Source organism: Tabrizicola sp. T46 (assembly GCF_057219895.1).
In genome coordinates this window covers 217,722-230,044 of sequence record NZ_JBXVVV010000003.1, presented here as the reverse complement: position 1 = coordinate 230,044, position 12,323 = coordinate 217,722, and the positions used below count along the sequence as shown (strand labels likewise).

The window sequence follows — 12,323 nt, the reverse complement described above, 5'->3', positions numbered from 1 at the left end:
CCTAGCCGCAGAGGCGCTGGTGTTCCTGGATCGCGAAACGGTCGGTCATGCCGGCCACATAGTCGGCCACGATGCGGGCAAGGGCGGCTTCATCCCGCGCGGCCTGCACGTCCCCTTGCCATTCGGCGGGCAGAAGGTCGGGCTGGCGCATGAACAAGGGGAAAAGGTCGTCAAGCTTGGCCGTGACCTCGGCCCTTACCGCCATGACCGAAGGGGCGCGGTACATCCGGTGAAAGAGGAAGCTGCGCACCGCCTTCAACTCCTGAAAGAGCGGCTTCGAGAAGCGGATCACGGTGGTGCCAAGGTGGCGGACATCGTCCACCGACTTTGGCTGCGCGCTTGCCAGCCGGTTCTGGGCGACAGCGATCACATCCTCGACCATCCGGCCGAAGACGCGGCGGAGCGCCTCGTGCCGGCGGCGCATCCTTTCAAGACCAGGATAAAGGCGGTCCACCTCGGCGAAGGCGGGGCCGGTCACGGGAAGCTGCATCAGGTCCTCTTCCGTGAAGAGGCCCGAGCGGAGGCCGTCGTGCAGGTCGTGGTGGGAATAGGCGACATCGTCGGCTATGGCGGCAACCTGCGCCTCGGCCGAGGCATGGGTGTCAAGCTCGAGATCCCACTGGGCGTTCACCTCGGCCAGGGCATAGGGCAGCGGGCCGTCGTGCTTCTTGTCCGCGTTGGGGCCGGTGACGGGACCGTTGTGTTTGGCAATGCCTTCAAGGGTTTCCCAGGACAAGTTCAACCCGTCGAAATCGGCGTAGTGCCGTTCCAGCCGGGTCACGATCCGCAGCGCCTGGGCGTTGTGGTCGAACCCGCCATAGGGCGCCATGAGCCGTTCCATCGCGTCTTCGCCGGTGTGGCCGAAGGGCGTGTGGCCAAGGTCATGGGCGAGCGCCACCGCCTCCGCGAGGTCGGTGTTGAGGCCAAGGACCCCGGCGATGGTGCGGGCGACCTGCGCGACCTCGATCGTGTGGGTGAGGCGGGTGCGGTAGTAGTCGCCCTCGTGTTCCACGAAGACCTGCGTCTTGTGCTTCAGCCGCCGGAAGGCCGAGGAATGGATGATCCGGTCCCGGTCCCGCTGGTAGGGCGAGCGGAAGGACGACAGCCGCTCGGGCCAGAGGCGGCCCCGGCTGGCGTCGGGCTGGCAGGCGAACGGAAGGAGCGTCACGGGGGGCAAGCCTTGTTCGGATCGGTCCTGCGTCATATATTCATCCCGAAGGCAGAAGGATACGGGAACAGCCATGGAACTGACGCTGCCGCCACGGGTGACCGACCGGGCTTTCGCCCGCCTGGCCGAGATCGCGGAACAGACCGGCGATGCGCGGCCCCTGCGGGTGGCGGTGGACGGCGGCGGCTGTTCGGGGTTTCAGTACGATATCCGGCTGGATGACCCCGGCGCCGATGACCTTGTGCTGGAGAAGGACGGGATCAAGGTGCTGGTCGACAGCGTGAGCCTGCCGTTCCTGACCAATGCCGTGATCGATTTCACCGAAGAGCTGATCGGCGCGCGGTTCGTGGTGCAGAACCCGAACGCGACCTCGAGCTGCGGCTGCGGCACCAGTTTCTCGATCTGACGTCAGCTCGTGAGGCGTGCGCGCAGGATCGGACGCACGCGGTCATCGCGCCAATAGTTCGTGTGGCCGCCGTGGCCGATGGCGAGCTCGTCCGGCGAGTCCGTCCGGACATGCGTTCCGATGAAGTCATCGATGCGGAAGATGTTCGTCCAGCGCTGCACGCCAGCGGGTGGCGCGGTGATCACGGGAAAGGCATGGGCGAAGTAGCGCTGGTAAAGGTGGTGCCGGGGTGACCCCATCGTGATCAGCGTAAGCTGGTGATCGCGCCCCCAGTATTCGCCTTTGGTCGACAGGACGTCCAGCGTGATCACCGTCCCCTGGCTGTGGCTGACAAAGTCGATACGGTCCGGCTCTTCGGTCCGGATCAGGTCGCGTACCAGCTGGCGCAGGCGCTTCTGGATGCGGATGCGGAAGGCGTAGCCATGCGCCGGCGACACCACGTGACGTCGCCAGCGCAGGAGCCGGGGGAAGGCGATCTCGGCAAAGGTCCGGCTGGGCGGGGCGTCGGGCGTGCGGCGCCAGTGGAAATCGTTGAGGTAGATGATCACGTCACCCGCCACGTTGATGCCAAGCGTCAAGGGGTGCAGCACGAAGGGAACCACGGCCAGAAGGCCCGCGACCGCATAGCTGAGGAGCGGCAGCATGTACCGGTCGAGCGCGCAGAAGACCTGTGACGTGGCGGCCGTCGTGCAGAGATCCGTGGGCGAGGTGGCGCTGGCAAGGATCAGGATCAGGATGAAGACCGGCATCGCCATCAGCGCGGCGAGAAGGCATCCGGGAACGACAAGGCGCAGCCGGTCCGCGTTGCGGTCCGCAGCTTCCATGTAGCGGGCGGGGTCGAGGCGCCGGGATGCGATCCGTCGAAACGCAAGGAACCCCATGCCGATCACGATGAGGACAGACAGGGTGGCCAGGGCCGCCCACACGCCGCGCAGGGAGGTGGTGAAGAGCAGGCCGCGATCCGCGCCGAAATAGCAGTCCGATCCGGGCAGATAAGGCCCGAATCCGCAGGGATTTTCGTCGGCGATGACCTGCTGCACGAGGAGGCCGGGTCCGACCTGGCCGTAGACCGCCGCCGTCACGGCCCAGCCGAGGCCGATGAGCGTGAACCACAGGAGCATCATGAGCGACAGGGTCGGCATGATCAGGTCACTGCGGCTGGTCGGGTGACCGCTGAGGCGCGCGACGCCCCACCGTAGCCCGAACACCAGCGCCGTGACGGCGATGCCGCTCCAGATCAGCACCATGAGGCCCTGCAGGCGCATCGAATGCAGGAAAGTCCCCGTGCCGTGCTTACCGTTGCAGATGGTAAAGGTCGCGGCGTCCTTCCATGAACAGAGTGCGTCCCGAAAGGCCGCGTCGATCCACGGCAGGGCAAAGGTCCCGCCCGCGCGCGCATCGAGGAGGACGAAGAGCATGAGGAGGAGCCCGGTAATCGCCAGGTAGGCGGCCATGTGGCGGAGGAGGAAGCTCTGGCTGCGGATCTGGAGCCAGATCGCAAGGGCGAGGCAGGCGAGCGCGGTCAGGACCGAGACCCAGTGGGTCTGATCGCCGATGAGGACGACGAAGACGAGGCCGAGAAAGAGCGCGATGTTCAGCGCGAAAACCGGGCCGTGGATCGCCAGCGCCGCGCCGCGCGCAAGCGCCCTCCAGGCGGCCTGGGAGGGTGACGAAAGATCGGGGAAGACGGTCAGGGCGTTTTCCCGCACGACATGGGCCAGACCGAGCATGATGCGCCCGAGCCCGACCAGAACCGCGGGCGCCGAGGTGGCGAAGCCGCCGACGTCGCCCCAGTAGAAGTCGGCGATCACCCGCCCGGGACTGTCAGGCCGGGGAAAGGGGCCCCTGAACTTCCGGAAGCGGATCAGTCGGGCGGGGAAGACCCCGGCAATTGGGCTGGTCGCGCCCTGAACATGTTCGAAGATCCTGAAGTCGTCCGAGGTCTGGCGACGGAAGCCGTCCTGCTCGCCGGCCGGCATGGTCCCGTCGAGCGCCCCGGCAACCATGTCCGCGCTTTCGCCGGCGGCCCTGATGCCGACGCCATGAACGACGACGATCAGCTGTTTCTGCTTCGGGCTTGCGGTGCTGGGCGACATGGCGCTGTCCTCTTGACGTTGGGTCAAGCTAACACGACGCCCTGCCCTTCCTTCGCGAAAAAGCCGTGAAGCGGGGCTTGCCTGCGGCATCCCTGGCTGAGACAAGGGGGCATGAAGCTGGCAACCTTCAACATCAACGGGATCAAGGCGCGGGCCGAGGCTCTGTCGGCTTGGCTTGCCCAGGCGAACCCGGACGTGGTCTGCCTGCAGGAGATCAAGTCGGTGGACGAGGCCTTCCCGCGCGAGATCTTCGAAGGGATGGGCTACCGGGTCGAGACCCATGGGCAGAAGGGGTTCAACGGGGTGGCGATCCTGTCGAAGCTGCCCCTGTCCGACATCCGGCGCGGCCTGCCGGGGGATGGCGCGGACGAGCAGTCGCGCTGGATCGAGGCGGTGGTCGATGCGGGCCGCCCGCTGCGGGTCTGCGGGCTCTACCTGCCGAACGGCAACCCGGCACCGGGGCCGAAGCATGATTACAAGCTTGGCTGGATGGCACGGATGGAGGCGCGGGTGCGGGCGCTTCTGGCAGCGGAAGAACCCTTTGTCTGCCTTGGCGACTATAACGTGATCCCGCAGGCCGAGGATGCGGCGAAGCCCGAGGCCTGGGTCACCGATGCGCTCTTCCTGCCGGAAAGCCGGGCGGCTTACCGGCGGATGCTGAACCTTGGTCTGACCGATGCGGTCCGGGCGCGGGTATCGGGTCCGGGGGTCTACACGTTCTGGGACTATCAGGCCGGAGCCTGGGAGCGGAACAACGGCATCCGGATCGACCATGTGCTGCTGAGCCCGCAGGCCGCCGACCGGCTGGAGGCGGCCGGCATCGACAAGGCCGTGCGCGGAGGCGACAAGCCCAGCGACCATGTGCCGGTCTGGGTGGATCTCGCCGCCTGAGGCGGCGTCAGCCGGACCTTTCGGCGGTGACGTCGTGGCCGTAAAGCCAGTCGAACCGCGAAAGCATCGCGCCCGGCGCGATGCGCCCCAGGGTGCGCAGGCCCGTGTGGCCGATCAGCCGTGGCAGGCCGGACAGGTGATAGGCCCGGGCATTGGCATCGGCGGCGGCGACGATCCGCGTCGTCCTGGGCTTGCGTGCGGCCTGATAGGCGGCGAGGCCCGCGGCCAGCGTGTCATGGCGGGCCAGAGCCTCGGCTAGGACCCAGGCATCCTCGAGCCCCATGCTGGCGCCCTGGGCGAGGAAGGGCAGCGTCGGGTGGGCGGCATCGCCGAGGATCGCCACGCCTTTCGGGCTGGTCCAGGTTCCGGCGACGCGGTGGCGGAAGAGGCCCCAGAGCCAGGGGTCCTCGACCATTTCCAGCCAGCCCCGCACCCGGGGAGAGAAGCCTTCGAAGGCGAGCCGGAGATCGATGCTGTCGTCGCGCAGGGTCCAGCTTTCCTCGGCCCATTTCGCGCGCTCTTCGACGGCGACGATGTTGCGCAAGGTGCCGCCCCGCAAGGGGTAGCTGACAAGGTGGCGGCCCGGTCCCATGTGAACCTCGGCCACCGGGGGGGCGCCGGGGTCGCAGGGGATGAGCGCGCGCCAGGCGACCTGGCCGGTGAAGAATGGCGGCTCATCGCCGTTGAGCGCGGTCCGGACGCGGGAGTGGAGGCCGTCTGCCCCGACCAGCAGCGTGGCGTCCAGGCATTCGCCGCCTTCCAGAACGACAGCGGGTCGCGTCGCATCAAGATCGATCCGGGCCGCGCGCGACAGGAGGCGAAGGGTGACGCCAGCTTCGGTCGCACCGGCGAGGAGGAGCGCGATCAGGTCGGCGCGGTGGAGGAAGTGGTAGCCCTGCCCCGGCCGCAGCCGCGCGAGGTCCAGCCGCACGACACCTTCGCCGGTCGGGCCGTCGATCAGGTCGACGGCGATGGCACGGGTGGAGGCTGCGGCGAGCGCCCCTTCCAGCCCGAGGGCGCGCAGGACGGCGGCCCCGTTGGGCGAGATCTGGAGCCCCGCCCCAACCTCGCGGATCGCGTCCGCCTGTTCGAGGACGGTGACCGACGCCCCGCGCAGCGCCAAGGCCCGGGCCACGGCAAGGCCCGCGACCCCTGCCCCGACGACGATCACGGATTGGCCGATCAGGCTCATCCTACCCCCCGAAGTGAAAACGCCGGACCATTGGCCCGGCGTTCAATATGCACTGGCGCCGGGCCGGCGTCAGTCGTCGCGATGCACTTTCTCGCGGCGTTCATGCTTTTCCTGGGCTTCCAGCGTCATGGTCGCGATCGGCCGGGCGTCGAGCCGCTTGAGGCTGATCGGCTCACCCGTCACTTCGCAGTAGCCGAATTCGCCATTCTCGATCCGCCGCAGGGCCGCGTCGATCTTGCCGACAAGCTTGCGCTGGCGGTCGCGGGTCCGCAGTTCCAGCGCGCGGTCAGTCTCTTCGCTGGCGCGGTCGGCGATGTCGGGGACGTTGCGGCCCGAGTCCTGCAGGGAGTCGATGGTTTCCGCCGACTGGTCGAGCAATTCCTGCTTCCAGACCAGAAGCTTCCTGCGGAAATACTCCAGCTGGCGGTCGTTCATGAAGGGTTCGTCCTCGGCGGGACGGTAATCATCAGGCAGGAAAACTTCGGCCTTCATCGAAACTCTCTCCTTGGCGCCGGATCGCTCCGACAGGTGGGCTTCTGTCATGACGCGCTCCTGTTGGCGGGCGTGTAGCGCAAGGCACCGGGAATGTCACTAGCGGTTGCGACATTTTCTAAGCACAGGTAGGGTTTGTGAAACCCCTGACAACAGCCTGTTGATCCAGTTATGAAATTCGCCTCGACCGGCGCCTATGTTGCGACTGACGACCTGACGATCGCGGTGAACGCCGCGGTTACGCTGCAACGCCCGCTTCTGGTGAAGGGCGAGCCCGGCACCGGCAAGACCGAGCTTGCGCGCCAGGTGGCGGCGTCGCTGGGGCTGCCGCTGATCGAATGGCATGTGAAGTCGACGACCAAGGCGCAGCAGGGGCTTTACGAATATGATGCCGTCAGCCGGCTGCGCGACAGTCAGCTGGGCGACGCGAGGGTGAACGATGTCAGGAACTACATCCGCAAGGGCAAGCTCTGGCAGGCCTTCGAGGCGCCGGAGCGCGTGGTCCTGCTGATCGACGAGATCGACAAGGCGGATATCGAGTTTCCGAACGACCTCTTGCAGGAACTCGATCGGATGGAGTTCCACGTCTACGAGACGGGCGAGACGATCCGCGCGGCGCTCCGACCGGTGGTGATCATCACTTCGAACAACGAGAAGGAGCTGCCGGACGCCTTCCTGCGGCGCTGCTTCTTTCACTACATCCGCTTTCCCGACGCCGAGACGCTGGCGGCGATCGTCCGGGTGCATTTCCCGGGGATCAAGGATCAGCTTCTGACCGCGGCGCTGACGCAGTTCTACGAGCTGCGCGAGGTGCCGGGGCTGAAGAAGAAGCCCTCGACCAGCGAAGTGCTGGACTGGCTGCGGCTTCTGCTGGCCGAGGACATGGCACCCGAAGACCTGCGGAAGGACGTGAAGACCGCGTTGCCGAAGCTGCATGGCGCGCTTCTGAAGAACGAGCAGGACGTGCAGCTTTTCGAGCGGTTGGCCTTCATGGCGCGGGCGCAGCGGTAGCGCGGGCAAGGTGTGATCGTCCCGCCGCAGGCCGAATCAGAGACCTTGAAGAAGCCTGTCGACCACCGGATGTGGGTCCGCAGTCTTGCAGCCCGTAACATTTCGTGAGCGCCTGTGGATAAATATGGTCCCTTCGGGCACATGAACCGCGAAGGGTAGTGCACGGAAATTCCGTCGTTTTTGGCGAATTGACTCGGGGGCGGGTGCGGCCGGACACTTCGCCTGCCCCATCTGCCGGGGCGCTGCCACGACAGGTCTGCCATGCGCCTGCCCTCTCTTGTCATCGCGCTTTGCGCGGTGGCTGCCTGCGCGCCCACCGCACAGGTGACGAAGAACCGCCCGGCCGCCGAGACCGGCGTCGGGTTCGGACCCGTGGGCGCGATGCCCTTTGCCGCCGCGCCGGTTGGCGTCTCGTCGATGGCGCGGGACTTCATGGACCTCACCTTCGCGATGGAAAGCGGCAAGGGTCTTGGCGTCTTCAGCCGGTTCGAAGGGCCGGTGACGGTTGCCCTTTCCGGGGATGTGCCCCCCACCGCCGGGCGCGACCTGGCGGAACTTGTGGGCCGTCTGCAGGCCGAGGCGGGGATCGACATTTCTACCACTTCGGGTCCGGCGACGATCACCGTCCAGTTCACCGGCCGGTCCGAGCTGCGCCGGCTGGCGCCGCAGGCGGCCTGTTTCGTGGTGCCGAATGTCTCGTCCCTGTCCGAGTACCGGCGCCTGCGCGGCACGGCCGAGGTTGACTGGGCGCGGACCACGCGGCGCGAGCGGGCGGCGATTTTCATTCCCGCCGACACCAGCCCGCAGGAGGTGCGCGACTGCCTGCACGAGGAACTGGCGCAGGCGCTGGGGCCGTTGAACGACCTCTACCGGCTGTCGGACAGCGTTTTCAACGATGACAACTTCCATTCGGTCCTGACCGGCTTCGACATGGCGATCCTCCGGCTGACCTATTCGCCCGGGATCGCCAGCGGCATGAGCGAGGCCGAGGTGGGCGCACGGCTGTTCGGCACGACGGCGGGTGCGCGGGCGGATACACCCTCGTCTTGGGTGCGGGAGATCGAGACGGCGCTGGGGCGGAAGGCCTCACTTCCTGCCCGCCAAGCGGCGGCGGACCGGGCGCTGGCGCAGGCGCTTTCGGCGGGATGGGCCGACAGCCGGACGGCCTTCAGCTGGTTTGCCGTGGGCAAGCTTTCCGCCGGGCGGAATCCGGTGCGGGCGCTGGATGCCTTCGACCAGGCCGCGGCGATCTATGGCCGGTTGCCGGGTGGCGAGGTGCAGCTTGCGCATATCGACATGCAGCGGGCGGCGATTGCCCTGGCCGGCGGCCTGCCGGAGGAGGCCGCGCGGATCGCGGCACGCGCCGCCCCGGTGGTGCGGTCGCACGGCAACGCGGCCCTTCTGGCGACGCTGATGCTGATCGAGGCCGAGGCGCTGGAACAGATGGGCGACAGTGCCGCAGCCGCGGCGCTGCGGCTCGACAGCGCGCCTTACGCGCGCTATGGCTTCGGCCCGGATGCGGTGGTCAAGGCCCGCGTCCGGGATATCGCCGCCGTCGCGGATCGCGCGGAACGCGGCTGAGACGAGGGGCGGCTTGCCCCGGAAGAGGGGCGGAATGTTTGTCATCGGCGGGCTGGTCCTTGGGGCGATCACAGGCGGCCTGACCGCGCGGCGGCGTGGCGGAAAACCGGCGGACATCGCGCAATGGGCGACGGTCTGGGCCATCCTGTTCGGCCTTGTCGGGCTATTCATCACCCTCTTCCTTGACCGCATGCTGCGCGGCTGACGCCCCATGTTCCTCCCGTTCTTCCAGACGATGCGGGAAGAGGGGGTGCCGGTTTCGGTGCGCGAGTTCCTTGGGTTTCTGGAAGGGATGGCCGCGGGTCTGGTGACCTATGACCCCGAGGGCTTCTACCATTTCGCCCGGACGGCAATGGTCAAGGACGAACGCCACATCGACCGTTTCGACCGCGCCTTTGCCCGCGCCTTTTCGGGGCTTGGCACGATCACGCCCGACCAGGTGCTGGAGGCGCTGGACCTGCCGCGTGACTGGCTGGAGAAGCTGGCCGAGCGGCACCTGAGTGCGGAGGAACGCGCGGCGATCGCGGCGCTTGGCGGGTTCGAGGCGCTGATGGAGACGCTGCGCAAGCGGCTGGAAGAGCAGAAGGGCCGGCATCAGGGCGGGTCGAAATGGATCGGCACCGCCGGGACCTCTCCCTTCGGGGCTTACGGCTACAACCCGGAAGGTGTGCGCATCGGGCAGTCCGAAAGCCGCCACCAGCGCGCCGTCAAGGTCTGGGACCGGCGCGAGTTCCGCAATCTTGACGGCGATGCCGAGATCGGGACGCGCACGATCAAGCTCGCGCTTCGGCGCCTGCGCCGCTGGGCGCGCGAGGGGGCGGCGGAAGAGCTGGACCTTGACGGCACGATCCGGGCCACTGCGGCGCAGGGCTGGCTGGATGTCCAGACCCGGCCCGAGCGGCGGAATGCGGTGAAGGTGCTGCTTTTGCTCGATATCGGCGGGTCGATGGACCCCCATGTCCGGGTGATGGAAGAGCTTTTCACCGCCGCGAAGGCCGAGTTCCGGCATCTTGAGGTCTTCTATTTCCACAACTGCGTCTACGAGGGCCTCTGGCGCGACAACCGCCGCCGATGGGACGCGCAGACGCCGACCTGGGACATGATCCACACCTATGGGCCCGACTGGCGGCTGATCGTCGTGGGCGATGCGGCGATGAGCCCTTATGAGATCACCCATCCCGGCGGGGCGAACGAACACTGGAACCGCGAGGCGGGCGAAGTGTGGCTGCGACGGATTCGCGGACAATGGCCGTTCAACCTTTGGATCAACCCGGTGGCCGAGGCGGCCTGGGGGTATACCCGGTCGACCGCGCTGATCCGCGAGATCTTCGAGGGGCGGATGGTGCCGATGACGCTGGACGGATTGTCCCGGGGGGTAAGGGAGCTGCGATGATCGCGCGGCTGATCCAGCTGTGGCGGGCAAGGCCGGTGCTGACCACGGCCTTCCTTCTGGCCTGCGCGGTGACCGTGGCTTTCGCCGGGTTCACGGTCTATCGGGCCGTCTACTGGGCCAACCACCGGGAGCAGCCCGTCGCAGCGTGGATGACCGTGGGCTATGTCGGGCGGTCCTGGGGGCTTGACCCGCGCGAGATCGACGCGATTGCCGGCCTGCCCCTGCCCGAGCGTGGGCATCCCCTGACCTTGGCCGAGATAGCCGAAATGCGCGGCGTACCGGTTGAGACGCTGATCGTCGAGGTGGAGGCCGCGATTGCCACGCTCCGCTCCGAAGCGGACGATCCCCGGGGCGAGGCCGGGGAATGACCGACTGGGTTCTGCACCTGGTGCCGCAGTACGGGCTGTGGCTGATCTTCCTGACGACGTTCCTGTCCTGCCTTGCCCTGCCCTTCCCGGCCTCGATCGTCATGCTGACCGCCGGGGGCTTTGCGGCGGCCGGCGACCTGACGCTCTGGCAGGTGTTCCTTGCGGCGGCCTTCGGTGGGATTGCCGGGGATCAGGTCGGCTACTGGGCCGGGCGCAGCTTTGGCGTGCCCTTCCTCGCCCGGCTGGGGGCGGACCCGGGGCGCGAGAAGCTTCTGGCGCGGGCACGGGATTTGATGGACCGGCAGGGGATGGGGGCGATCTTCCTGTCGCGCTGGCTGGTCAGCCCGCTGGGGCCCTGGGTCAACCTGGTGGCGGGGAGCACCGGCTATGCCTGGCCGCGGTTCACGCCCGTGGCCATTGCGGGCGAGGCGGTCTGGGCCGGTCTTTACGTCGGTGCCGGCTATGCCTTTGCCGGGAACATCCAGGCCGCGAGCGACACGCTCGGCTCGGCCCTTGGCATGATCGCGGGGGCCGGGGCGGCGGTGATCCTGGGCTACTGGCTTTTCTCCAGCCAGAAGGCTGAACACCGGGGCTAGTTGCGCGAGGCCCCTCTTGCGGCCTAGCATCGCCGGTGATCCCGCCTGTCAGAGGTCCCGCGCCCATGCCCGAAGATGCCTCGCCGCCCGTGCAGTACCTGAACCTCGACCCCTCGCTTTATGTCCGCGAGGATGTCTGGCAGGCGGAACGCCAGCGCATCTTTGCCCGGACCTGGCAGTTCATGGGGCCGGTCTCGGCGGTGGCAGGACCGGGGGAGTACCTTGCCATCGACATCGCGGGCACCCCGGTCTTCGCCATCCGCGGGCGGGACGGGGAACTGCGCGGGTTCCGGAACGTCTGCCGCCACCGGGGGGCGAAGCTTCTGCCGGACGGTGCGGGCCAGTGCGGGCTGGTCGTCTGCCCCTATCACAAGTGGTCCTATGCCGATACCGGGCGGCTGGTGCAGGCGCCCTGGTATGGCCGCGACCCGGCGATCATTCCCGAGGACTGGCCCTTGCACCCGGTTCATCTGTCAGAATGGCGGGGGCTTCTCTTTGCGGCGCTGGACCCGCAGGCGTCGCTCCTTGACCAGTTGGGCGACCTGCCGGAGGAACTGTCGGACGAGCCGATGGAAGGCTATACCGCCACCGACAGCGCCACGGTCAGTTTCGAAGCGAACTGGAAGGTTTATACCGACAATTTCGTCGAGGGCTACCACATCCCCGGAACCCATCCTTCCTTCTACGCCGCGATCGATTTTGACGCCTTCGAGACGACGGCGCACCGGGGTTACGTCCGGATGACCGCCCCGCCAAAAGAGGGGCTTTTCTACCGGGGCAAGTGGCTTTGGATGTGGCCGAACTGGACGCTGTCGCTGTTCGACGGCGGGATGAACGTCAGCCGGATCAACCCTGCAGGCGTGCACCGGACCGACCAGCATTACCATTTCTTCTTCGCCGACACCTCCGGGGCTGCGGCGCCGGCGCGGGCGAAATCAGTGCGGGGCACGCTGGCCGTGGTGCGCGAGGATACGCAGGTCTGCGCCGAGACGCATCAGAACTACGTGGCAGGCGCCTATGAGTCCGGGCCGCTTTCGGGGAGGCACGAAAAGGGCGTGCAGTATTTCCAGTCCTGCGTCACGAATGCGCTGGGGCTTTGAAGCGGGGCGCGGCGCGCCTATATCCCGCC

Annotated in this window: 13 protein-coding genes; 9 read left to right on the top strand and 4 right to left on the bottom strand. The window is 67.5% G+C overall.

What is annotated here, in order from left to right; genetic code table 11:
• Position 1 precedes the first annotated feature (1 nt).
• Positions 2 to 1,204 (bottom strand): deoxyguanosinetriphosphate triphosphohydrolase, encoded by a 1,203-nt coding sequence (locus AC2D9V_RS14005; RefSeq protein ID WP_484714705.1) that lies wholly within the window; start codon positions 1,202 to 1,204, stop codon positions 2 to 4.
• A 43-nt stretch (positions 1,205 to 1,247) separates the two neighbouring features.
• On the opposite strand from AC2D9V_RS14005, the gene AC2D9V_RS14000 reads away from it, so the two are divergent.
• Positions 1,248 to 1,574 carry a HesB/IscA family protein gene (locus AC2D9V_RS14000; protein WP_484715013.1) on the top strand — a complete coding sequence of 109 codons (327 nt, stop codon included), beginning with the start codon at positions 1,248 to 1,250 and terminating at the stop codon, positions 1,572 to 1,574.
• A gap of 2 nt (positions 1,575 to 1,576) precedes the next feature.
• Here AC2D9V_RS14000 and AC2D9V_RS13995 read toward each other — a convergent pair whose 3' ends face one another.
• Positions 1,577 to 3,670, bottom strand: coding sequence for a hypothetical protein (locus AC2D9V_RS13995; protein WP_484714704.1), 2,094 nt, complete (start codon positions 3,668 to 3,670; stop codon positions 1,577 to 1,579).
• A 111-nt stretch (positions 3,671 to 3,781) separates the two neighbouring features.
• Between AC2D9V_RS13995 and xth the strand changes: the two genes are divergently transcribed.
• Positions 3,782 to 4,561, top strand: a complete 780-nt coding sequence (gene xth, locus AC2D9V_RS13990; protein WP_484714703.1) for an exodeoxyribonuclease III — start codon at positions 3,782 to 3,784, stop codon at positions 4,559 to 4,561.
• A gap of 7 nt (positions 4,562 to 4,568) precedes the next feature.
• On the opposite strand, the gene AC2D9V_RS13985 is transcribed toward xth, so the two are convergent.
• Positions 4,569 to 5,753, bottom strand: coding sequence for an FAD-dependent oxidoreductase (locus AC2D9V_RS13985; protein ID WP_484714702.1), 1,185 nt, complete (start codon positions 5,751 to 5,753; stop codon positions 4,569 to 4,571).
• 69 nt (positions 5,754 to 5,822) lie between these two features.
• Positions 5,823 to 6,245: an RNA polymerase-binding protein DksA gene (gene dksA, locus AC2D9V_RS13980; RefSeq protein WP_484715012.1), complete on the bottom strand. Its 423-nt coding sequence runs from the start codon at positions 6,243 to 6,245 to the stop codon at positions 5,823 to 5,825.
• 171 nt (positions 6,246 to 6,416) lie between these two features.
• On the opposite strand from dksA, the gene AC2D9V_RS13975 reads away from it, so the two are divergent.
• From AC2D9V_RS13975 to AC2D9V_RS13945, 7 genes are all read left to right on the top strand, one after another.
• On the top strand, positions 6,417 to 7,256 hold the full coding sequence (locus tag AC2D9V_RS13975; protein ID WP_484714701.1) for an AAA family ATPase: 840 nt from the start codon (positions 6,417 to 6,419) through the stop codon (positions 7,254 to 7,256).
• A gap of 261 nt (positions 7,257 to 7,517) precedes the next feature.
• The gene (locus tag AC2D9V_RS13970; protein WP_484714700.1) at positions 7,518 to 8,837 is read left to right on the top strand and encodes a DUF2927 domain-containing protein; all 1,320 of its coding nucleotides are present in this window, start codon (positions 7,518 to 7,520) and stop codon (positions 8,835 to 8,837) included.
• Between the two features lie 34 nt (positions 8,838 to 8,871).
• On the top strand, positions 8,872 to 9,042 hold the full coding sequence (locus AC2D9V_RS13965; protein ID WP_484714699.1) for a hypothetical protein: 171 nt from the start codon (positions 8,872 to 8,874) through the stop codon (positions 9,040 to 9,042).
• Positions 9,043 to 9,048: 6 nt separating this feature from the next.
• Positions 9,049 to 10,230 carry a vWA domain-containing protein gene (locus tag AC2D9V_RS13960; protein ID WP_484714698.1) on the top strand — a complete coding sequence of 394 codons (1,182 nt, stop codon included), beginning with the start codon at positions 9,049 to 9,051 and terminating at the stop codon, positions 10,228 to 10,230.
• Positions 10,227 to 10,598 carry a hypothetical protein gene (locus AC2D9V_RS13955; RefSeq protein ID WP_484714697.1) on the top strand — a complete coding sequence of 124 codons (372 nt, stop codon included), beginning with the start codon at positions 10,227 to 10,229 and terminating at the stop codon, positions 10,596 to 10,598. Before AC2D9V_RS13960 ends, AC2D9V_RS13955 begins: the two co-directional genes overlap by 4 nt.
• Positions 10,595 to 11,194 (top strand): DedA family protein, encoded by a 600-nt coding sequence (locus tag AC2D9V_RS13950; protein ID WP_484714696.1) that lies wholly within the window; start codon positions 10,595 to 10,597, stop codon positions 11,192 to 11,194. Before AC2D9V_RS13955 ends, AC2D9V_RS13950 begins: the two co-directional genes overlap by 4 nt.
• A 65-nt stretch (positions 11,195 to 11,259) precedes the next feature.
• Positions 11,260 to 12,294 carry an aromatic ring-hydroxylating oxygenase subunit alpha gene (locus AC2D9V_RS13945; RefSeq protein ID WP_484714695.1) on the top strand — a complete coding sequence of 345 codons (1,035 nt, stop codon included), beginning with the start codon at positions 11,260 to 11,262 and terminating at the stop codon, positions 12,292 to 12,294.
• Positions 12,295 to 12,323 lie beyond the last annotated feature (29 nt).